Source organism: Diaphorobacter sp. J5-51 (assembly GCF_001023515.1).
GTDB lineage: Bacteria > Pseudomonadota > Gammaproteobacteria > Burkholderiales > Burkholderiaceae_C > Diaphorobacter > Diaphorobacter nitroreducens.
Map to the genome: position 1 here is coordinate 1 of NZ_JSYI01000026.1, position 19,398 is coordinate 19,398.

A 19,398-nucleotide genomic window follows, 5' to 3' on the forward strand; every position below is an offset into this window, starting at 1 on the left:
CTGGACAACAGTATGGACGAAATCAATACGTAACGCGAACAGCGCCTAATTAAATAGCATCAACGCAACAAGCCCAGCGCGAAGGGCAGGCTCACCACCCCCAGCACGGTGGACAGCGTGACCAGGCCTGCGACATACGCGCCGTTGTAGCCCATGCGTGCGGCGAGTACATAGCAGGTGGATGCGGTGGACACGGCGCAGAACGCCATCAGCACCGAGGTCTGTATGGCGTCCAGCCCCAGCAGATGCGCGAACCCCCAGGCGATCAGCGGCTGCGCGAGGTGGCGAATGGTCAGCACCGACACGGACAGCAGCTTGCTGCGCGTGAGCAGGCCGAACTGCATGCCCGCGCCCGCCGCCATGAGCCCCAGCGCCAGCGACGCGGCGCTGATGCGACCCACCGTGGGCTCCAGCCACGGCGGGATGCGAAAGCCCAGCAGGTTGGCCGCCAGCCCCGTCGCCGTGGCGATGATCAGCGGGTTGCGCAGCAGTTCGCGCACGAAGCCCTGCTGGCCGCCGCGCGCCATGGGCCACACGGCGGCCACGTTCAGCAGCGGTACGCACACGCCAATCAGCACCGCCACCATGAGCAGGCCCTGCGCACCCGCCAGGCGCTCGGCCAGGGCCAGCACGATGAAGGAGTTGAAGCGGAAGGCCACCTGCGCCGCCGCCGCGTGGTCGCGCCGGTCGATGTGCCTGCCCAGCCAGGGCAGGTGCGGCAGGCTGTAGGCCAGCACCACGCCGCACAGGCCCGTGCCCACGCCGGCCACCACCAGGCCGGTGGCCTCGCCCACGTTGATGGGGCTCTTGACGATGGACTGGAACAGCAGCACCGGGAACAGCAGGTAATACACCAGGCTTTCCACCGGCTGCCAGACGGAGCGGTTGAGGGGCGTGTAGCGGCACAGCAGGTAGCCGAACAGGATCAGCGAGAAATCCGGGAGAAGAAGCTGCACGTAACTCACGGCGCGCAGCATACCGTGGCGCTGTAGGCCGGCGGCGCGAATGATTGGGGAAACTCCCAACAAATCAGCGCGGCGCCCGCGGTGGTCAAAGCGGCATGGCACCGTAGGATCGCCGCCTACCCCCTGTTTTTTCCACCAAACACAATTTGATGAGGAGATTTCGCATGCAACGTCGCAACCTGCTGGCTTTGGCGCTGGCGGCCACCGCGGGCACCGCCTTCGCCCAGGGCTACCCCAACAAGCCCGTCAAGCTGCTGGTGCCCTTCGCGCCCGGCGGCACCACCGACATCATCGCCCGCGTGATCGCCGACCCACTGTCGCGCGCGCTCGGCCAGTCGGTGGTGGTGGAGAACCGGGGCGGCGGCGGCGGCGTGATTGGCGCGCAGGAAACGGCGCGCGCAGCACCCGATGGGTACAACCTGGGCGTGGCCACCGTGTCCACCACGGCGGCCAATCCGGCCATCAACTCCAAGATCCCGTACAACCCGATCACGGACTTCACGCCCATCATCAACATCGCGGCCACGCCCAACATCATCGCGGTGCATCCCAGCTTCCCGGCCAAGGACTACAAGTCCTTCCTGGCGGAGATCCAGAAGAACCCCGGCAAGTACTCGTACGCGTCCTCGGGCACAGGCGGCATCGGCCACCTGCTGATGGAGCTGTACAAGAGCCTCACCAACAGCTTCGTCACGCACATCCCCTACCGCGGCGCGGGTCCGGCACTCAACGACACCGTGGCGGGTCAGGTGCCCATCATCTTCGACAACCTGCCCTCAGCGTTGCCTTTCATCAAGAGCGGCAAGCTCGTGCCCATCGTGGTGTCCGCGCCGCAGCGCGTGGCGGCACTGCCCAATGTGCCCACCTTCAAGGAAGTGGGTCTGGAGCCGGTGAACCGCATGGCCTACTACGGCATTCTGGGTCCCAAGAACCTGCCCAAGGAGGTGGTGGACAAGATCAACGGCGGCGTGAAGAAGGCGCTGGAAGATGCCGCCGTGCGCAAGCGCATCGAGGACACCGACTCGATCATCGTCGCCAACACGCCCGAGCAGTTCGCCGAGCAGATCAAGGCCGAGTTCGGCGTGTACAAGCAGGTGGTGCAAAAGCAGAAGCTCACGCTGGAATAAGCGCGTCCCCAGCCCTCTGAAAAACGCCCGCCTACCGCGGGCGTTTTTTTGGTGCTATGGTTTTCGCCATGTTGCCCGACAGCCAGAACGCCATAGACCCCTTCATCGACGCCCTGTGGCTGGAGGACGGCCTGTCGCGCAACACGCTGGCCGCCTACCGCCGGGACCTCACGCTGTATGCCCAATGGCTGGCGCAGCAGAACCCTCCGCTGGCGCTGGATGCCACGGCCGAGCACCACCTGCAGGGCTACTTCGCTGCCCGCCACGCGCAAACGCGCGCCACGTCGGCCAACCGCCGCCTCACCGTGCTGCGGCGCTACTTCCACTGGGCATTGCGCGAGCGGCGCATTGCAGCCGATCCCACAGTGCGCCTGCAGGCCGCGCGCCAGCCGCTGCGCGTGCCCAAGACGCTGACGCAGGCGCAGGTGGAGGCCCTGCTGCATGCGCCGGACGATGCCACGCCGCTGGGCCTGCGCGACCGCACCATGTTGGAGCTGATGTACGCGAGCGGCCTGCGCGTAAGCGAGCTGGTCACGCTGAAAACCTTCCACCTGGGGCTGGCTGAAGGCGTGCTGCGCGTCATAGGCAAGGGCGGCAAGGAGCGGCTGGTGCCCTTTGGCGAGGAGGCGCACCGCTGGCTGCAGCGCTACCTGGCCGAGGGGCGTGGCGCCATCCTGGGCGGGCAGCAAACGGATGACCTGTTCGTCACGCAGCGCGGCGCGGCCATGTCGCGCGTGATGTTCTGGGTCATCGTCAAGAAATGCGCGCAGGCTGCAGGCATCACCGCGCCGCTGTCGCCCCACACGCTGCGCCATGCCTTTGCCACGCACCTGTTGAACCACGGTGCGGACCTGCGCGTGGTGCAACTGCTGCTGGGCCACGCCGACATTTCCACCACCACCATCTACACCCACGTGGCGCGCGAGCGGCTGAAGGCGTTGCATGCGCAGCACCATCCGCGCGGTTGAAGGGGCATGGCGCGGAGTGCCGGCGGACAGCGGCAAACGGGTGAAAAATCGCGCTCTTTCTTGAAACTCTGGAGTTGCAATGACAGATTCCGTGCGCCGTCGCGTGCTGGCCTCCCTCGCGCTGGCTGCCGCGCTGCCCCTGGGCGCGCAGGCCCAGACTTGGCCCGCCAAGCCCATCCGCATCGTCGTGGCCTATCCCGCGGGCGGCGTCAGCGACGTGGTCGCCCGCGCGTTGGGCGACAAACTGTCCGAACGCCTGGGCACGCCCGTGGTGGTGGAGAACAAGGCCGGCGCGGGCGGCACCATCGGCATGGACGCGGTGGCTAAGGCGGCGCCCGATGGCTACACGCTGGGCTTCTCGGCGATCAGCCCGCTGGTGCTCAACCCGCACCTGGGCACGCCGCCGTACGACGCAACGCGCGACATCGTGCCCGTGGCCAGCGTGATGTACTCGCCCGTGCTGTTGTTGGGCACGCAGGCCGCCAAGGAGCGTGACTTCCGCAGCCTGCTGGCGACCGCCAAGGCGCAGCCGGGCCAGGTGCGATGGGCCACATCGGGGCTGGCGTCGCTGGGCCACATCATGCTGGAACACATCATGCAGGGCAGCGGCGTGCAGATCACGCACGTGCCCTACAAGGGCGGCGGGCAACAACTGAACGATGCGCTTTCGGGTCAGTTCGAGGTGCTGTCCACCAACGCCGGCCCGGCCGTGATGCAGCAGATCAAGGCGGGCAAGCTGCACCCGCTGGCCGTGGGTGCGCCCGCGCGGCTGACCACCCTGCCGAACGTGCCCACGCTGGGCGAACTGGGCCTGCCCGCGGCCAACCTGAATTCGGTGTTCGGCATGTTCGCGCCAGCGGGCGTGCCGGCCGCGGTGCTGGAGCGCTTGAATGCCGAGATCAACCGTGCGCTGGCGCTGCCCGACATCCAGGCGCGCCTGGAGGCTTCGGACAACGTGCCCACGGGCGGCAGCGCCGAGGCATTTCGCCGGCAGATCGCGGCGGAGTCGCAGAGCAACGCGCGCATCATCCGCGCCGCCAACATCCGCCTGAACTGAAGCGGCCCTGGGCGCGCCGGCCGGCCCGCGCGCAGGGGGCATCGGGTTTATTCGTCGGCCGTCAGGCTCTCGGCCCAGGCCAGTGCCTGCAGGTGGGCCCAGTTGACCTGGCGGTTGGACAGGTGCAGCGCTTCGGCCGTGCGCGCGAAAGCCTCGTCGTCACCGCTTTCGCAGGCCTTGGTGAGTTCGAGGAAGGGGGCGAACACACCCTTGTTGTGCAGCAGTGCGTCAAGCACCGGCTGGGGCAGGGCCACCGTTTCCAGGGCGCGCTCCAGCGGCACGCCCAGCATCGCGTCCAGTAGCGAGAAGACACCCACCACGAAGGCGTTGTCGCATTCCTCGGGGAGCAGCAGCTCGGCGGCCAGCAGTTCCATCAGGCGGCCGCGCACCACGGCCGTCTGGCCCACGGCGGGCGGCGAGCCGNAGCGGAACAGCTTCTTCAGGCCCAGGATCATCACCGCGTGACGGAACGAGGTCACCTCGCACGACAGGCCGAAGCCCGAGGAATTGATGAAACGCAGCAGGTTGAAGGACAGCGTGGGGTCCTTCTTGAGCAGCTCCTCGATCTCTCCGGTGCTGGCCTGCTGGCGCACCAGGTTGATGAGCTGGATGATGGTTGCCTGCGAGGGGCGGATGGTTTGCGCCTTGACCAGCGAGGGCTGCGCGAACCAGTAGCCCTGGAACAGCTTCACGCCCAGCGAAGCCATGCGCTGGTACTGTTCGGCCGTTTCTACCTTCTCGGCCACCAGCGTGGCCTGCGAGTGGGCCTGGGCGAACTTCACGAGCGGCTCGGCGAGCTCCGGCTTGAAGGCCTGCATGTCCAGCTTGATGAACGAGGCCAGAGGCACCCAGCTGCTGTAGGCGCGCCGCAGCACGTCCTGGTTGAAGGCCAGCCGAAAGCCGCGCGCGCGCACCGCTTGCAGCGTGGGGATGTACTGCTCGATCTGCTCGGCCGTGGCCTGGGTGCCGAGCGTGGGTACTTCCAGCACCACTTTCTCGGGGTGGATCAACTCCAGGTGTCCGCCGGCCAGGCTGTCATGCGTGCAATTGATGAAGACGGTTTTCTTGCCCACCAGCGCCTCGGAGCCCGCATACGACAGCGCGTTGAACAGCAGCGCGGCATCGCTGGCGGCGGTGTGCGCGTCCGCGGCGGTGGACCGGTCGAACAGTTCGTAGCCAAAGACGGTGCGCTGTTCGTCCAGGATGGCCTGTCGTGCGATGACGACCTGGTTCTGCGCCTCGGTGGCCTCGGGTGATGGCTGGGCGGAATCGGCGGGGAGCTGTGCGGCGGTGTCTGGAAGGCTCGACATGGATGGCGTGGGAAGTTCGTTGGATTCTAGGAGGTCGGCGCGGCAGTGGCTCAGGCGGGCGCCATCTGGTCCGCCCAGGCCAGGGCTTGCAAGTGGGCCCAGTTGATCTGCTGGTTCGTCAGGTGGAGCGATTGGGCGATCTGGTCGAAGGTGTGGTCGTCGCTGGTCTCGCAGGCTTCGGCCAGTGTCAGCAGCTGGCCGTACACGTTGCTGCGTTGTAGCAGGGCAGTGGACAGCTCTTCGGGCAGGTTGAGCAGCCCCACGGCGGAGGCCAGCGGCATGCCGAGCATCTGGTCCAGCATGGAGAAGATGCCGATCACGAACGCCTGGTCGGCTTCTTCGGCGGGCAGAAATTCCTGGGCCAGCAGTTCCATGAGGCGGCCGCGCACCACGGCCGTCTGCCCCACGGCCGGGGGCGTGCCGCCGCTGCGCACCGCCGTGAGCAGCAGGGCGGCCCAGCGGAACAGCTTCTTGAGTCCCAGCAGCAGCACCGCCTGGCGAAAGGAGGTGATCTCGCGCGTCATGCCCAGCCCCGCGGAGTTGATCAGGNGTCGGCCAGCGGCAGCCAGGGCGCGTAGGTGGACTCCAGCACCGTGTGGTTGAAGGCGAGGTGAAAGCCGCGGCTGCGCAGCGCCTGCAGGATGGGAAGCCGCGCATGCACCTCGGTCGCGGCCACGTGGCCCAGCGGAGGGATCTCCAGCACCACCTTGTCGGGGTTCACCAGTTCCAGGTGCCCGCCCGTCAGGCTTTCGTGGGTGCAGTTCACGAAAATCAGCATCTTGCCCATCAGCTCTTCGGTGCCCGCATGCGACAGCGCGGTGAAGACCAGGATCACGTCGCTGGCGGCCGTGTGGCCGACGGTGGAGCGCGAGCGGTTGAAGAGTTCGTAGCCGACGACCGCCTGCTGGCCGTTCATGATGGCCTGCCGGGCGATCATGGAGCCGGTGCTGCCAGCCTGGGAGGCGCCGGCCGCCGAGGGAGAAGCGGGAGGTGTGGAGTTCGTCATGGAATGCCTGGGCGTGTGCGGGATACCGGGCGATGCGGATGCCCGCCGCAGGCGCGAGGGCTGGCGGCAGCGGCGTGGCGTATCGCTGCTGGCATTGTAGGGAAGAACCCCCGATGGCTCGGGGATGGCAGTGCGGCTGGAGGCGATTCAGCCGTGCTGCAGCCAGCGCATCTCCGCCTCGCTGAAACCGGCGGCGCGGCGTGCCGCCTCGTTCAGCGGCGGCTTCGGGCGGGGGGCTTCGTAACGCTGGACCAGCGCGGCGTAGTGCGCCACGGGGTCCAGTCCGTCGCGCGTGCACAGCCAGCCGTACCAGTGGTTGCCGATGGCCACGTGGCCCACTTCCTCGCGCAGGATGGTGTCCAGGATCGCCACGGCGGCCAGCGCGTCCGGTGTACCGACCTGGCGCAGCTTGTGCTGGATCAGCGGCGTGGCATCCAGTCCGCGCGCCTCCAGGGTGCGCGGCACCAGGGCCATGCGCGCCACGATGTCGTCGGCCGTCTTCTCGCACATGCTCCACAGGCCCTGGTGCGCGGGAAAGTCGCCATAGTCATGGTGCAGTTGCCGGCGCAGGTGGTCACGCAGCAGGAAAAAATGCTTCGCCTCCTCGGCCGCCACGCGCAGCCAGTCGCGGTAGAACGTCTCGGGCATGCCGGCAAAGCGCCAGATGGCGTCCAGCGCGAGGTTGATGGCGTTGAACTCGATATGGGCGATGGCGTGGATCAGCACCGCGCGCCCCTCGGGCGTGGCGGGCGAGCGGCGTGCCACGGCGGTGTGGTGCAGCAGCTGCGGCCGCGCGGGGCGGCCGGGCAGGGTGTCGGCGGGCGGGGCGGTGAGACGCATTTCCGTCGCTATTGAAATGCGAGCTGCTTGCGCATACATATCCAGCGCTGCGGCCGATTTTTCTTCAGGGTCGCAGAGGCGCAAGACCTCCAGGGCACGTTGGCGAAGCTCCATCCCTACAATTCTAGGTTCCCCCTACACAAACAACGGAGACAGACAAGCGATGGCGATCTATGAACTCGACGGCGTGGCGCCGCAGGTGGCCGCATCGGCCTGGGTGGCCGACAGTGGCCAGGTGATGGGCGACGTGGTGCTGGGCGAGGACGCCAGCGTATGGTTCGGCACCGTGGTGCGTGGCGACACGGCGCGCATCACCATCGGCGCGGGCACCAACGTGCAGGACGCGAGCGTGCTGCACGCCGACATCGGCCAGCCGCTGGTGATCGGTGAGCGCGTCACCGTGGGCCACCAGGTCATGCTGCATGGCTGCACCGTCGGGGATGAATCACTGATCGGCATTGGCGCCATCGTGCTCAACGGCGCGAAGATAGGCCGCAACTGCCTGGTGGGCGCCGGCTCGCTGGTCACCGAGGGCAAGGAGTTTCCCGACGGATCGATGATCCTGGGCAGTCCGGCCAAGGTGGTGCGCCAGCTCACGCCCGAGCAGATCGAAGGGCTGCGCCAGAGTGCGCGGCATTACATGGAAAACGCGCGCCGCTTCAAGGCGGGTCTGCGCAAGCTGGGGTAATAGCCCGGCCATTGATTGACTGGAAATACTGCGTGTCCGAACTGCACAAGTTTTTGTTTGATGGCCTGCCCGTGCGCGGCATGATCGTGCGCCTGACCGACGCCTGGACAGAGCTGCTGCGCCGCCGCGCGGCCAACACCGAAACGGGGCCATACCCCGCGCCCGTGAGCGAACTGCTGGGTGAGATGGCCGCCGCCGGCGTGCTGATGCAGTCGAACATCAAGTTCAACGGTGCGCTGGTGCTGCAGGTCTTTGGTGACGGCCCCGTCAAGCTGGCCGTGGCCGAGGTGCAGTCCGACCTGAGCCTGCGCGCCACCGCGTCGGTGTCGGGCGAACTGCCCGCGAACGCGGGCCTGCCGGACATGGTGAACGTGGGCGGCGGCGGGCGCTGCGCCATCACGCTGGACCCCAAGGACCGTCTGCCAGGCCAGCAGCCCTACCAGGGTGTGGTGCCGCTGTATGGCGACCACCAGGAAAAGCTGCACAAGCTCAGCGACGTGCTGCAGCACTACATGCTGCAGTCCGAGCAGCTCGATACCACGCTGGTGCTGGCTGCCAACGACCAGGTGGCGGCGGGCCTGCTGATCCAGCGCATGCCCCTGAAGGGCGAAGCCAACCTGGCCGGCGGCCATGGGCGCGAGGATGAGGACCAGATCGGCCGCAACGAGGACTACAACCGTATCGCCACCCTGGCGAGCAGCCTCACGCGCGAGGAGCTGCTCACGCTGGACGTGGACACCATCCTGCGCCGCCTGTTCTGGGAGGAAAAACTGCTGCGCTTTGCGCCTCAGCAGGGCGATAGCGGCCCGCGCTTCGCGTGCTCCTGCAGCCGCGAGCGTGTGGGCAACATGCTGCGCAGCCTGGGCACGGAAGAGGTCGAGAGCATCCTGGAGGAGCGTGGCAACATCGAGGTGGGCTGCGAATACTGCGGCCAGCAGTACCACTTCGACCCGGTGGATGCCGCGCAGCTGTTCACCGATCCGCACAAGCAGCCGCCCGCGCCGTCGCGCATGCAGTGATCCAGGCGGCCGCTCTGGGCGGCTTCTGCGAGCCAGCCTGCGCGCCGTGGCGCTGCAGGCGGTCGCGCTTCAACGAGCGTGAAGCGTCCGCCTCACGCCCCCGCACCCAGGCCGCGCAGCGCGGTGAACAGCCGGTGCTCGCACTGGGGCTCCACGCATTCTTCGCAACCCCAAGCGCGCAGCCGAGGACGGCTGGGTTCCGACTCCAATTCGGCTTCTGCGCTTGATGGGCAAGCGCGAGCAGCTATTAAATCAATAGCGTTTAGTGCGTTGCGAAGTTGCGCCGCTGGCGGCCCGTACAGCACCTGATAGGCCGTGCCGGCCTGGGCCAGCGCGGCGCGCAGTAGCAGCTCATGTGCATCGGGAAGGTCCAGTGCGCACAGCAGCGTGAGGTCCGCCGGCAGGGCTGGCAGATCGGGGCCGGCCGCCGCGACTGCGAGCGCGGGATAGTGCTGTGCGATGCCGTCGCGCAAGGCGGTGCAGGCGGGCGCGTGCGCGCCCAGGATGGCGATGCGCACCGCCGCAGCGCCGGGCACGGGGCCGGGCGAGGGGCTCACTTGCGGGCCGGCGTGACGTGCACGTAGATCTCGCCAGGCTTGACCATTCCCAGTTCGCTGCGCGCCTTTTCCTCGACCATCTCCAGGCCGTCCTTCAGGTCCTGCACTTCGGCGGCCAGGCGCTCATTGGCCTGGCGCGCCTGCGCATTCGCCGCCTGCTGGGCGGCGATCTGCCGGCGCATGTCCTCTACATGGCCGACACTGCCGCGCCCGGTCCACAGCTGCGCGTGGATCCCCACGAGGAGCAGCAGCAGGGCGAGCGGAACGATGCGTGTGCCCATGGCGGGGCGCAGCGGCGCGGGTGGGCTTAGCGCAGGTTGTAGAACGCGGCGCGGCCGGGATAGAAGGCGATGTCGCCCAGGTCTTCTTCGATGCGCAACAGCTGGTTGTACTTGGCGATGCGGTCGGAGCGCGAGAGCGAGCCGGTCTTGATCTGGCCGGCGTTGGTGCCCACGGCGATGTCGGCGATCGTCGAGTCCTCGGTCTCGCCCGAGCGGTGGCTGATCACGGCGGTGTAGCCGGCGCGCTTGGCCATCTCGATGGCGGCGAAGGTCTCGGTCAACGTGCCGATCTGGTTGATCTTGATGAGGATCGAGTTGGCGATGCGCTTGTCGATGCCTTCCTTCAGGATCTTGGTGTTGGTCACGAACAGGTCGTCGCCTACCAACTGCACGTTCTGGCCCAGGCGCTCGGTCAGGGTCTTCCAGCCGTCCCAGTCGCCTTCGGCCATGCCGTCTTCGATGGAGATGATGGGGTACTTGTCGCACCAGGTGGCGAGCATGTCGGTCCACTGCTGGGCGGTCAGGCGCAGGCCGCCTTCGCCTTCCAGCACGTACTGGCCGTCCTTGTAGAACTCGCTGGCGGCGCAGTCCAGGCCCAGGGCGATCTGCTCGCCCGCGGTGTAGCCGGCGGCCTCAATCGCCTGCAGGATCAGCTGGATGGCGGCTTCGTGGTTTTCCACGGAAGGCGCAAAACCGCCTTCGTCGCCCACGGCGGTGCTCATGCCCTTGTCGTGGATGATCTTCTTGAGCGCGTGGAACACCTCGGCGCCCCAGCGCACGGCCTCGCGGAAGCTCGGTGCGCCCACGGGGATGATCATGAACTCCTGCAGGTCCAGGCTGTTGTTGGCGTGCGCGCCGCCGTTGATGACGTTCATCATCGGCACGGGCAGCTGCATGCCGCCCATGCCGCCGAGGTAGCGGTACAGGGGCAGGCCGGACTCTTCGGCGGCGGCGCGGGCCACGGCCATGGAGACGGCCAGCATGGCGTTGGCGCCCAGGCGGCTCTTGTTGTCGGTGCCGTCCAGGTCGATCAGGGTCTTGTCCAGGAAGGCCTGCTCGGAGGCGTCCAGGCCCAGTACGGCCTCGCTGATCTCGGTGTTGATGTGCTCCACGGCCTTGAGCACGCCCTTGCCCAGGTAGCGGGCCTTGTCGCCGTCGCGCAGCTCGATGGCTTCGCGCGAGCCGGTGGACGCGCCCGAGGGCACGGCCGCGCGGCCCATCACGCCCGATTCCAGCAGCACGTCGCATTCGACGGTGGGATTGCCGCGGCTGTCCAGCACTTCGCGGCCTACGATGTCAACGATGGCACTCATGGGTTTCCTTTTGCGGGAGTTTTTAATCAAATTGGCCGCTAGCGCTTTTCCATCAAGCGCTGGCAGCTATCAAATGGGTAGCATCAAAGGCCTTCGACGCACACCAGCCGCATGATGGCTGCGCCCTCGCGCGCCGCACGGGCCTTGCCGTATTCGGGCGAATCGTAGAACGCCTTGGCCGCCTCGAAGCTGGGGAACTTGGCGATCACCACACGCTCGGGCTGCCAGTCGCCCTCCATCACCTCCACCTGGCCGCCACGCACGCAGATCTCGGCGTTGTGCGCCGCGAAGGCGGCGGTGGACCACTTCTTGTATTCCTCGTACTGCGCGGGGTTGGTCACGCGGACGTTGGCGATGATGTTGCCGCTGGGCATGGTGTCAGGCTCCAAAGTTGTTTTCGAGAAAACCGTTCTTCTTGGTCACGTCGTCGAGCGCCACCAGCGTTTCAAGCAACGCGCGCATGTGCTTGAGCGGCACGGCGTTGGGGCCGTCCGACCATGCCTCGGCCGGCTTGGGGTGCGTTTCCATGAACAGGCCCGCCACGCCGACGGCCACGCCGGCACGGGCCAGCACGGGCACCATGTCGCGCGCGCCGCCGCTCACGGCGCCCAGGCCGCCGGGCTTCTGTACCGAGTGGGTCACGTCGAACACCACGGGCGCGCCGGAGTTGCGCATCTCGGCCAGGCTGGTCATGTCGGCCACGAGGTTGTTGTAGCCAAAGCTCACGCCGCGCTCGCAGGCCAGGAAGCGGTCTTCCGACAGGCCCACCTCGCGCGCGGCGGCGCGGGCCTTGTCGATGACGTTCTTCATGTCCCAGGGCGCAAGGAACTGGCCCTTCTTGATGTTCACCGGCTTGCCGCTTTGCGCCACGGCGCGGATGAAATCCGTCTGGCGGCACAGGAAGGCCGGGGTCTGCAGTACGTCGACCACGCTGGCCACTTCGGCCACGTGCGAGGTGTCGTGCACATCGGTCAGGATGGGCAGCTGCAACTGGCGGCGCACTTCGTCAAGGATCTTCAAACCGGCATCCAGGCCGACACCGCGCTTGCTGGTGCCGGACGAGCGGTTGGCCTTGTCGAACGAGCCCTTGTAGATCAGCGGGATGCCCAGCGGCGCGCAGGCCTCCTTGAGTTGGCCGGCCACGTCGAGCGACATCTCCAGGCCTTCAATGGAGCAGGTGCCCGCGATCAGGAAGAAGCGTTGGTCCAGGCCGACGTCGAATCCGCACAGCTGCATGGGCTTTCCTTCCAATCAGGCTTTCGCCGCTGGCTTCTGGTGTTCCACGGCCGCCTTGATGAAGGCGTTGAACAGCGGGTGGCCGCTCCAGGGCGTGGACTTGAACTCGGGGTGGAACTGCACGCCGATGTACCAGGGGTGAACGCTCTTGGGCAGCTCGACGATCTCGGTCAGGTGCTCACGTTGCGTGAGCGCCGAGATCACCAAGCCGGCGGTGCGCAGCTTGTCCAGGTACTGCACGTTGGCCTCGTAGCGGTGGCGGTGGCGCTCGGTCACCACGTCGCCGTAGATGCTGTGGGCCAGCGTGCCCGGCTGCACGTCGGAGGACTGCGCGCCCAGGCGCATGGTGCCGCCCAGGTCGGAATTCTCGGAGCGCGTCTTGATGGTGCCGTCCTCGTCCTTCCATTCGGTGATCAGGGCGATGACCGGATGCGGCGTGGCGGGGTCGAACTCGGTGGAATTGGCGCCCTGCAGGCCCGCCACGTGGCGCGCGTATTCGATGGTGGCCACCTGCATCCCCAGGCAGATGCCCAGGTAGGGCACCTGGTGCTCGCGCGCGTAGCGCGCCGTGGAGATCTTGCCCTCCACGCCGCGGCTGCCGAAGCCCCCGGGCACGAGGATGGCGTCGTAGGCACCGAGCCGCTCGCGAGCGTTCGCGTCGGTGATGTCTTCCGAGTCCAGGTGGTCGATCTTCACGCGCACATGGCTTTGCATGCCGGCGTGCTTGAGCGCCTCGTTGACGGACTTGTACGCGTCCGACAGCTCCACGTACTTGCCCACCATGGCGATCTTCACCTCGCCCTGCGGGTGCTCGGTCTCGTGCACCAGCGCGTCCCAGCGCTTGAGGTTGGCGGGCGGCGTGTTCAGGCGCAGCTTGTCGCAGATCAGGCCGTCCAGGCCCTGCTCGTGCAGCATGCGTGGCACCTTGTAGATGGTGTCCACGTCCCACATGCTGATCACGCCCCACTCGGGCACGTTGGTGAACAGGGAGATCTTCTCGCGCTCCTCGTCGGGCACGGCCTGCTGGGCGCGGCACAGGAGGGCGTCGGGCTGGATGCCGATCTCGCGCAGCTTCTGCACCGTGTGCTGCGTGGGCTTGGTCTTGAGCTCGCCGGCCGTGGCGATCCAGGGCAGGTAGGTCAGGTGCACGAAAGCCGAGTTGTTCGGCCCCAGCTTGAGCGACAGCTGGCGCACGGCCTCCAGGAAGGGCAGCGACTCGATGTCGCCCACCGTGCCGCCCACCTCGCAGATGGCCACGTCCACGGCGTCTGGCGTGCCGATGCCGGCGCCGCGCTTGATGAACTCCTGGATTTCATTGGTCACGTGCGGGATCACCTGCACGGTCTTGCCAAGGTAGTCGCCGCGGCGCTCCTTCTCCAGCACACTTTGGTAGATGCGGCCGGTGGTGAAGTTGTTGGCCTGCTTCATGCGCGTTTCGATGAAGCGCTCGTAGTGGCCGAGGTCCAAGTCGGTTTCGGCGCCGTCGTCGGTCACGAAGACCTCACCATGCTGGAACGGTGACATGGTGCCCGGGTCCACGTTGATGTACGGGTCGAGCTTGATGAGGGTGACTTTGAGACCCCGCGATTCGAGGATCGCGGCAAGGGAGGCTGAGGCGATTCCCTTGCCCAGGGAAGACACCACACCGCCGGTGACGAAGACGAATTTGGTCATGTCTTTGATGGTGGTGGGAAATTGGGATTGTAATCAGCCCACTGCAGGGATGCAGTGGCAGGGGCCATGCCCTCTGCTAAATTGCGCCCCCATGAACGAACAGTTGGCTGGCAAACACATTGTCCTGGGCTTGAGCGGCGGCGTGGCCTGCTACAAATCGGCGGAACTGTGCCGGCTGCTGGTGAAGGCCGGCGCCACGGTGCAGGTGGTCATGACCGAGGCGGCTGCGCAGTTCATCACGCCCGTGACCATGCAGGCGCTGTCGGGACGCAGCGTCTACACCTCGCAGTGGGACGCGCGCGAGGCGAACAACATGCCCCATATCAACCTGAGCCGCGAGGCGGACGCGATCCTCATTGCGCCGTGCAGCGCGGACTTCATCGCGCGGCTGGTGCAGGGGCGGGCCGACGAGTTATTGAGCCTGCTGTGTCTGGCACGGCCCCGGGATCGGGTGCCGTTGCTGCTGGCCCCCGCCATGAACCGCGAGATGTGGGGCCACCCGGCCACTCAGCGCAACCTGGCCCAGGTGGCGCGCGACGGCGCGACGGTGCTGGGCGTGGGCTTTGGTGACCAGGCCTGTGGCGAGACGGGCGACGGCCGCATGCTAGAGGCCGCGGAGATTCTGGAGGAACTGGAGGCCTTCTTCACCCCCCAGTTGCTTACGGGCCAGCACGTGCTGATTACCGCTGGCCCCACCTTCGAGGCCATTGACCCGGTGCGCGGCATCACCAACCTGTCCAGCGGCAAGATGGGCTTTGCGATTGCCCGCGCGGCGCGTGCCGCTGGCGCACAGGTCACATTGGTCGCCGGGCCGGTGCATCTGCCCACCCCGCGGGGCGTGCGGCGCATCGACGTGCGTTCAGCACAAAACATGCTTGCAATCGTTGAGGAGCAAGCGCGAGAAGCTACTATTTTCATAGCTACGGCCGCGGTGGCGGACTGGCGTCCCGCCACTGCTGCGCTGCACAAGATCAAGAAGGACGGCACGGGCGACGTGCCGGCGCTGGAGTTTGTGGAGAACCCCGACATCCTGGCCACGGTGGCGCGCACCGAGCGCGCGCGCGCTGGCCGTCTGTACTGTGTGGGGTTTGCCGCCGAGAGCGAGAACCTGCTGGAGCATGCCAGCGCCAAGCGCGAGCGCAAGGGCGTGCCGTTGCTGGTGGGCAATATCGGCCCGGCCACGTTCGGGCAGGACGACAATGCGCTGCTGCTGGTGGACGCGCAGGGCCATCGTGAACTGCCCCGTGCTTCCAAGGAGGCGCTGGGCCATCAGCTCGTGGCGGAGATCGCGCGGCGCCTTGCCGCCGTTTGAGCGGGTAGGGGTGCACCGGTTGGGCGATGATCGCGGGCTCGGCTCGCGGTGCTGCCGGCGTGACGCCGCTCGACCATTCCTTTGAACCTCTGCTCCCATGAAAATCGACGTCAAGATTCTCGACCCCCGCATGGCGGATCAATTGCCAACGTATGCCACGCCCGGCAGCGCGGGGCTGGACCTGCGCGCGTGCCTGGACGCGCCGCTCACGCTGGAGCCCAACGCCTGGCAATTGGTGCCCACGGGCATCGCCATCTACCTTCAGGACCCGGGCTATGCCGCGCTGATCCTGCCGCGCTCGGGGCTGGGCCACAAGCACGGCATCGTGCTGGGCAACCTGGTGGGCCTGATCGACAGCGACTACCAGGGGCAACTCATGGTCAGCGCGTGGAACCGCAGCCCCCAGGCCTTCACCCTGCAACCCATGGAGCGCCTGGCGCAGTTGGTCATCGTGCCGGTGGTGCAAGCCCAGTTCAACGTGGTGCAGGAGTTTCCGGCCAGCGAGCGCGGTGAGGGCGGCTACGGCTCCACGGGCAAGCACTGAGCGCCAGCGCCGCTGTCGGCCCCTGCCTACATGGCGGGTGCGCACTTCACTACGAGGCCCGCCGGGCATGGCCGGCAGTGTGCAGGATGCTGCGGTGCTTCAATCTCCCAATGGGTGGCCGCTTTCATGTAGCCATGCTTGCATTGTTGAACCAAGGAGATTTCCATGCGTCCTCATTCCCGCTTCATCGCCTTGGCCGGCTCCGCGCTGGTGGCTGGCGCACTGGTCGCCTGCGCCGAACAGCCGCGCTATTCTGACTACCATCCGACGCCCGGTTACACCAGCCAACCGGCGCCGGGATACACCACCTACCCTAACCAGCAAGGTACCGAGTACGGCACCGTGGCCTACATCGAGGGACTGCAGGCGCGCAACCGCACGTCCGGCGCTGGCGCGATCCTGGGTGCCGTCGTGGGCGGCGTGCTGGGCAATCAAATTGGCTCGGGCTCCGGCCGCACGGCGGCTACCGCCATCGGGGCCGTGGGTGGCGCGGTGGCGGGCAACGCCATCGAAGGCCGCAATAACACCGGCGATTACGAGGCCTATCGCATCACGGTGAACCTGGACCGGGGCGGCCAGCGGGTGTACGAAGTGCCGTCGCCAGGCGATTTGCGCACCGGAGACCGCGTGCGGCTGTATGGCGGACAGATATCACGCATGTAAGACGATTGACGCGCCGATGGCGGCGCCGCGCACACACAACGGGCTCCCGAGGGGAGCCCGTTTTTTTGGGGCTGTGTGCCGAAAGGTGCGTGGTTCAGTGGATCAGGTCGCTGCCCGGCGCCTGCGGCTGAATGCGGAAGAACCCCGTACCCGCTGTGCCACGGCCGATTTCTTCCTCCGTGGCTTCGCGCACCGCGTGCACCTTGAGCTGCAGCCGCAGTGCGATGCCTGCCAGCGGATGGTTGCCGTCCAGCACCACGTGCTCAGGGTAGATCTGCGCCACGGTGTACAGCGCGTCGCGCGGTGCATCGGGGTTGACGCCTTGGGGCAAAGCCGTTCCCTCGAACGTCATGCCTTCTTCGATATCCGCGGGAAACAGTTGGCGGGGCTCCAGGAAGAGCAGCTTGTCCTGGTAGTCCCCAAAAGCTTCCTCGGGCTCCAGGTGCAGCGAGAGTTCGGCGCCGACGCCATGGCCCTGCAGGGCCTGGTCGATGCGGCCCAGCAGGTCGTCGCCCCCCACGAGGAATTCCACGGGATCGTCGAGCACATCCAGTTCCTCGCCCAGCGTGTCTTTCAGGACCCAGGTCAAGGCGACCACACATTGTTCGGTAATTTCCATAGGAGAATTGTCGCAGTTCACTGCCCTGCCGCGCGCGCGGCCATTTCGATTCCATGGACGTTCAACAACCGCTGGCCCTGCTCGGGGGGCTGAGCCCGGCGCAGTTCATGCGCCGCCACTGGCACAAGAAGCCGCTGCTGGTGCGCCAGGCCATCCCCGGCTTCAAGCCGCTGCTGAGCCGCGCCGAACTGCTGGAGCTGGCGGGGCAGGACGGTGTGGAGTCGCGCTTCATCCAGGATAAGGCCGGCCAATGGGTGCTGCGCCACGGGCCGTTGGCACGCCGCTCCCTGCCGTCCCTGGCCACGCCGCGCTGGACCGCGCTGGTGCAAGGTGTGGATCTGCACAACGATGCCGTGCACGCGCTGCTGCAGCAGTTCCGTTTCGTGCCCGAGGCGCGGCTTGATGACCTGATGATCAGCTATGCCACCGACGGCGGAGGCGTGGGGCCGCATTTCGACAACTACGACGTCTTCCTGCTGCAGGCCCATGGGCGGCGGCGCTGGCGCATTGGCCGGCAAAAGGACAAGACGCTGCGCCCCGGCTTGCCGCTGAAGATCCTCGCGGCTTTCGAGCCCGAAGAAGAGCATGTGCTCGAGCCCGGCGACATGCTCTACCTGCCCCCGGGCTGGGCCCACGATGGCATTGCCGAGGGGGAATGCATGACCTATTCCATCGGCTTTCGCTCGCCCAATGGTGCCCAGTTGGCGCATGAGGTGCTGCAGCGCATGGCGGAGGCGGCGGCCGACGAGGAGGGGGCCATCTACCGTGACGCACAGCAGTCCGCTGTTGCGAACCCGGGAGCCATCCCGGCCGCGTTGCAAGACTTCGCACGCAAGGCGGTGCAGCGCGCGTTGCAGCAGCCTCAGGCGCTGGAGTGCGCGCTGGGCGAGGCTCTGACCGAACCCAAGCCCAACGTGTGGTTCGAGCCGTCTCCGGCGGGCATGCTGGAGAGCGTGGTGCTGGACCGGCGCACGCGCATGATGTATGACGACAGGCATGTGTTCATCAACGGCGAAAGCTATCGCGCGGCCGGTCGCGATGCGGTACTGATGCGTCGCTTGGCCGACGAGCGTCTCCTGGACTCGCGGGACCTCGCGCGGGCGAGCGATGAAGCATTGGAGCTGCTGTCCGCTTGGTGCGAGGCAGGCTGGGCCCATGCGGGCGCGCAGGCCTGACGTGTCGCCGCCGGAGACAAACCATGGAAGACGCCATCTCGCACGCACAGTCATCGCTGCCCGCTGGCCGGTTTGAAGGGCGGGTGGCATTTCAGCAACTGGTGCGCGATGCCCTGGCATGCGCTGCGCGCGAAGGTTGGCCCGAGCTCATCCTGTCGGACGCCAGCTTCCACGATTGGCCGTTGGGGGAGCGCTCCGTGGCCGATTCCCTGCAGGACTGGGCGCGGGCGGGGCGGCGCTTCGTGCTGGTGGCGGCGGGGTTCAATGAAATCGTGCGGCGGCACGCGCGCTTTGTGCAGTGGCGCGTGCGCTGGGACCACATCATTGTCTGCCGCAAGGCGTCCGTCGCAGATCCGCAGGATGTGCCCAGTGCACTGTGGTCGCCGCTGTGGGCGCTGCAGCGGCACGACCCGGTGCGGTGCAACGGCGTCGCCGGCGCCGAGCCGGAGCGCCGCATCATCCTGCGCGAATCGCTGCAGGAGTGGGTAGACCGCAAGAGCACTCCTGGATTCCCTGCATCCGTACTTGGCCTGTGACGGATTCACCCTCTTTGTAACAAGGGTAGCCAGTTATTCGTGTTATCTACTATTGACGAAATCTTTCTATAATTCCGAACTGGTTTTGCCCCCCCGGCGTTTGCTTCGCAAAGCGTAGCGCCACTGCCTGACTAGCCGCGTGGATGGCGGCGTTGGGCTGTTTGATAACAATCGTTCCGCTTGATAGGACACCAAATGAAGAACTCCGTCGTTCTGGCTGCTTTGATCGCTGCTGCCGCTCTCGCCGCTTGCGGCAAGAAGGAAGAGCCCGCACCTGCTCCCGCTCCTGTGGAAGCTCCTGCTCCCGCACCGGCTGTTGAGCCCGCACCTGCTCCCGCGGCCGCAGCGTCTGTCGAGGCACCTGCTGCTGCCGCTACCGACGCAGCTTCCGATGCCGCCAAGGCAGCTGCTGATGCTGCTGCTGCCGCCGCTACCGGCGCTGCCGCTTCCGAAGCCAAGTAAGAACACTCTGATGCCCGGCCCCTCCAAGGGTCGGGCTTGCTGCAAA

Annotated in this window: 21 protein-coding genes and 3 pseudogenes; 11 read left to right on the forward strand and 13 right to left on the reverse strand. The window is 66.9% G+C overall.

The features are described from left to right. Positions 1–59: 59 nt before the first annotated feature. Entirely contained in the window at positions 60–977 is a 918-nt protein-coding gene (locus tag OX89_RS03485; protein WP_011804426.1) for an AEC family transporter, read from the reverse strand. Between the two features lie 152 nt (positions 978–1,129). Here OX89_RS03485 and OX89_RS03490 point away from each other — a divergent pair, with 152 nt between their 5' ends. The 3 genes from OX89_RS03490 to OX89_RS03500 all read left to right on the forward strand — a co-directional run bounded on the left by OX89_RS03490 (position 1,130) and on the right by OX89_RS03500 (position 4,117). Next, positions 1,130–2,092, forward strand: a complete 963-nt coding sequence (locus tag OX89_RS03490; RefSeq protein ID WP_047349579.1) for a tripartite tricarboxylate transporter substrate binding protein BugE — start codon at positions 1,130–1,132, stop codon at positions 2,090–2,092. 68 nt (positions 2,093–2,160) lie between these two features. Beyond that, complete coding sequence (xerD, locus tag OX89_RS03495; protein WP_047349631.1) at positions 2,161–3,060, forward strand: site-specific tyrosine recombinase XerD; 900 nt, start codon at positions 2,161–2,163, stop codon at positions 3,058–3,060. A gap of 79 nt (positions 3,061–3,139) precedes the next feature. Beyond that, positions 3,140–4,117, forward strand: a complete 978-nt coding sequence (locus OX89_RS03500; protein ID WP_011804429.1) for a tripartite tricarboxylate transporter substrate binding protein — start codon at positions 3,140–3,142, stop codon at positions 4,115–4,117. 47 nt (positions 4,118–4,164) lie between these two features. On the opposite strand, the pseudogene OX89_RS18975 reads toward OX89_RS03500, so the two are convergent. The 5 genes and pseudogenes from OX89_RS18975 to OX89_RS03515 form a co-directional block, all read right to left on the reverse strand. Next, positions 4,165–4,540: pseudogene (locus OX89_RS18975) on the reverse strand (EAL domain-containing protein); the annotation flags it as partial. Between the two features lies 1 nt (position 4,541). Beyond that, a pseudogene (locus tag OX89_RS03505) lies at positions 4,542–5,427 on the reverse strand (EAL and HDOD domain-containing protein); the annotation flags it as partial. Between the two features lie 50 nt (positions 5,428–5,477). Next, positions 5,478–5,976: EAL and HDOD domain-containing protein (locus OX89_RS18980; protein ID WP_369799241.1), on the reverse strand; the 499-nt coding region annotated here is incomplete at its 5' end. A 1-nt stretch (position 5,977) separates the two neighbouring features. Continuing rightward, a pseudogene (locus OX89_RS18985) lies at positions 5,978–6,433 on the reverse strand (EAL domain-containing protein); the annotation flags it as partial. A 147-nt stretch (positions 6,434–6,580) separates the two neighbouring features. Next, a complete protein-coding gene (locus OX89_RS03515) occupies positions 6,581–7,387 on the reverse strand; it encodes a ferritin-like domain-containing protein (RefSeq protein ID WP_047349581.1) in 807 nt (268 codons plus the stop codon). 49 nt (positions 7,388–7,436) lie between these two features. Between OX89_RS03515 and OX89_RS03520 the strand changes: the two genes are divergently transcribed. After that, positions 7,437–7,961 (forward strand): gamma carbonic anhydrase family protein, encoded by a 525-nt coding sequence (locus OX89_RS03520; protein ID WP_011804433.1) that lies wholly within the window; start codon positions 7,437–7,439, stop codon positions 7,959–7,961. A 32-nt stretch (positions 7,962–7,993) separates the two neighbouring features. Then, the gene (locus OX89_RS03525) at positions 7,994–8,980 is read left to right on the forward strand and encodes an Hsp33 family molecular chaperone HslO (protein WP_047349582.1); all 987 of its coding nucleotides are present in this window, start codon (positions 7,994–7,996) and stop codon (positions 8,978–8,980) included. Between the two features lie 92 nt (positions 8,981–9,072). On the opposite strand, the gene OX89_RS03530 is transcribed toward OX89_RS03525, so the two are convergent. The 6 genes from OX89_RS03530 to OX89_RS03555 all read right to left on the reverse strand — a co-directional run bounded on the left by OX89_RS03530 (position 9,073) and on the right by OX89_RS03555 (position 14,041). After that, positions 9,073–9,537 (reverse strand): hypothetical protein, encoded by a 465-nt coding sequence (locus tag OX89_RS03530; protein WP_047349583.1) that lies wholly within the window; start codon positions 9,535–9,537, stop codon positions 9,073–9,075. Further along, a complete protein-coding gene (locus tag OX89_RS03535) occupies positions 9,534–9,818 on the reverse strand; it encodes a septum formation initiator family protein (RefSeq protein ID WP_011804436.1) in 285 nt (94 codons plus the stop codon). Before OX89_RS03535 ends, OX89_RS03530 begins: the two co-directional genes overlap by 4 nt. Positions 9,819–9,844: 26 nt before the next feature. Next, positions 9,845–11,131 carry a phosphopyruvate hydratase gene (gene eno, locus OX89_RS03540; RefSeq protein ID WP_015912643.1) on the reverse strand — a complete coding sequence of 429 codons (1,287 nt, stop codon included), beginning with the start codon at positions 11,129–11,131 and terminating at the stop codon, positions 9,845–9,847. Between the two features lie 83 nt (positions 11,132–11,214). Continuing rightward, positions 11,215–11,505 carry a DUF1330 domain-containing protein gene (locus OX89_RS03545; protein WP_047349584.1) on the reverse strand — a complete coding sequence of 97 codons (291 nt, stop codon included), beginning with the start codon at positions 11,503–11,505 and terminating at the stop codon, positions 11,215–11,217. Between the two features lie 4 nt (positions 11,506–11,509). Then, a complete protein-coding gene (kdsA, locus tag OX89_RS03550) occupies positions 11,510–12,367 on the reverse strand; it encodes a 3-deoxy-8-phosphooctulonate synthase (RefSeq protein ID WP_011804438.1) in 858 nt (285 codons plus the stop codon). A gap of 15 nt (positions 12,368–12,382) precedes the next feature. Then, positions 12,383–14,041 (reverse strand): CTP synthase, encoded by a 1,659-nt coding sequence (locus OX89_RS03555; protein WP_047349585.1) that lies wholly within the window; start codon positions 14,039–14,041, stop codon positions 12,383–12,385. A 91-nt stretch (positions 14,042–14,132) separates the two neighbouring features. On the opposite strand from OX89_RS03555, the gene coaBC reads away from it, so the two are divergent. The 3 genes from coaBC (at position 14,133) to OX89_RS03570 (ending at position 16,560) form a co-directional block, all read left to right on the forward strand. Beyond that, complete coding sequence (coaBC, locus tag OX89_RS03560; RefSeq protein WP_047349586.1) at positions 14,133–15,353, forward strand: bifunctional phosphopantothenoylcysteine decarboxylase/phosphopantothenate--cysteine ligase CoaBC; 1,221 nt, start codon at positions 14,133–14,135, stop codon at positions 15,351–15,353. Positions 15,354–15,450: 97 nt separating this feature from the next. After that, the gene (gene dut / locus OX89_RS03565) at positions 15,451–15,897 is read left to right on the forward strand and encodes a dUTP diphosphatase (RefSeq protein ID WP_015912648.1); all 447 of its coding nucleotides are present in this window, start codon (positions 15,451–15,453) and stop codon (positions 15,895–15,897) included. Between the two features lie 165 nt (positions 15,898–16,062). Continuing rightward, positions 16,063–16,560 (forward strand): glycine zipper 2TM domain-containing protein, encoded by a 498-nt coding sequence (locus tag OX89_RS03570; protein ID WP_015912649.1) that lies wholly within the window; start codon positions 16,063–16,065, stop codon positions 16,558–16,560. Between the two features lie 94 nt (positions 16,561–16,654). On the opposite strand, the gene OX89_RS03575 is transcribed toward OX89_RS03570, so the two are convergent. After that, complete coding sequence (locus OX89_RS03575) at positions 16,655–17,179, reverse strand: peptidylprolyl isomerase (RefSeq protein WP_015912650.1); 525 nt, start codon at positions 17,177–17,179, stop codon at positions 16,655–16,657. Positions 17,180–17,232: 53 nt separating this feature from the next. Between OX89_RS03575 and OX89_RS03580 the strand changes: the two genes are divergently transcribed. From OX89_RS03580 to OX89_RS17950, 3 genes are all read left to right on the forward strand, one after another. Beyond that, positions 17,233–18,354, forward strand: a complete 1,122-nt coding sequence (locus tag OX89_RS03580) for a cupin domain-containing protein (RefSeq protein WP_015912651.1) — start codon at positions 17,233–17,235, stop codon at positions 18,352–18,354. Positions 18,355–18,377: 23 nt separating this feature from the next. Then, on the forward strand, positions 18,378–18,890 hold the full coding sequence (locus tag OX89_RS03585; protein WP_011804445.1) for a hypothetical protein: 513 nt from the start codon (positions 18,378–18,380) through the stop codon (positions 18,888–18,890). Positions 18,891–19,085: 195 nt separating this feature from the next. After that, positions 19,086–19,352, forward strand: a complete 267-nt coding sequence (locus OX89_RS17950) for a hypothetical protein (RefSeq protein WP_047349587.1) — start codon at positions 19,086–19,088, stop codon at positions 19,350–19,352. The last annotated feature ends 46 nt before the right edge of the window (positions 19,353–19,398 follow it).

Bases quoted from the DNA above. Each gene is read 5' to 3' on its own strand.
- OX89_RS03485 (WP_011804426.1), bottom strand. From the start codon at position 977: ATGCTGCGCGCCGTGAGTTACGTGCAGCTTCTTCTCCCGGATTTCTCG.
- OX89_RS03490 (WP_047349579.1), top strand. From the start codon at position 1,130: ATGCAACGTCGCAACCTGCTGGCTTTGGCGCTGGCGGCCACCGCGGGC.
- xerD (WP_047349631.1), top strand. From the start codon at position 2,161: ATGTTGCCCGACAGCCAGAACGCCATAGACCCCTTCATCGACGCCCTG.
- OX89_RS03500 (WP_011804429.1), top strand. From the start codon at position 3,140: ATGACAGATTCCGTGCGCCGTCGCGTGCTGGCCTCCCTCGCGCTGGCT.
- OX89_RS03515 (WP_047349581.1), bottom strand. From the start codon at position 7,387: ATGGAGCTTCGCCAACGTGCCCTGGAGGTCTTGCGCCTCTGCGACCCT.
- OX89_RS03520 (WP_011804433.1), top strand. From the start codon at position 7,437: ATGGCGATCTATGAACTCGACGGCGTGGCGCCGCAGGTGGCCGCATCG.
- OX89_RS03535 (WP_011804436.1), bottom strand. From the start codon at position 9,818: ATGGGCACACGCATCGTTCCGCTCGCCCTGCTGCTGCTCCTCGTGGGG.
- eno (WP_015912643.1), bottom strand. From the start codon at position 11,131: ATGAGTGCCATCGTTGACATCGTAGGCCGCGAAGTGCTGGACAGCCGC.
- OX89_RS03545 (WP_047349584.1), bottom strand. From the start codon at position 11,505: ATGCCCAGCGGCAACATCATCGCCAACGTCCGCGTGACCAACCCCGCG.
- kdsA (WP_011804438.1), bottom strand. From the start codon at position 12,367: ATGCAGCTGTGCGGATTCGACGTCGGCCTGGACCAACGCTTCTTCCTG.
- OX89_RS03555 (WP_047349585.1), bottom strand. From the start codon at position 14,041: ATGACCAAATTCGTCTTCGTCACCGGCGGTGTGGTGTCTTCCCTGGGC.
- coaBC (WP_047349586.1), top strand. From the start codon at position 14,133: ATGAACGAACAGTTGGCTGGCAAACACATTGTCCTGGGCTTGAGCGGC.
- dut (WP_015912648.1), top strand. From the start codon at position 15,451: ATGAAAATCGACGTCAAGATTCTCGACCCCCGCATGGCGGATCAATTG.
- OX89_RS03570 (WP_015912649.1), top strand. From the start codon at position 16,063: ATGCGTCCTCATTCCCGCTTCATCGCCTTGGCCGGCTCCGCGCTGGTG.
- OX89_RS03575 (WP_015912650.1), bottom strand. From the start codon at position 17,179: ATGGAAATTACCGAACAATGTGTGGTCGCCTTGACCTGGGTCCTGAAA.
- OX89_RS03580 (WP_015912651.1), top strand. From the start codon at position 17,233: ATGGACGTTCAACAACCGCTGGCCCTGCTCGGGGGGCTGAGCCCGGCG.
- OX89_RS03585 (WP_011804445.1), top strand. From the start codon at position 18,378: ATGGAAGACGCCATCTCGCACGCACAGTCATCGCTGCCCGCTGGCCGG.
- OX89_RS17950 (WP_047349587.1), top strand. From the start codon at position 19,086: ATGAAGAACTCCGTCGTTCTGGCTGCTTTGATCGCTGCTGCCGCTCTC.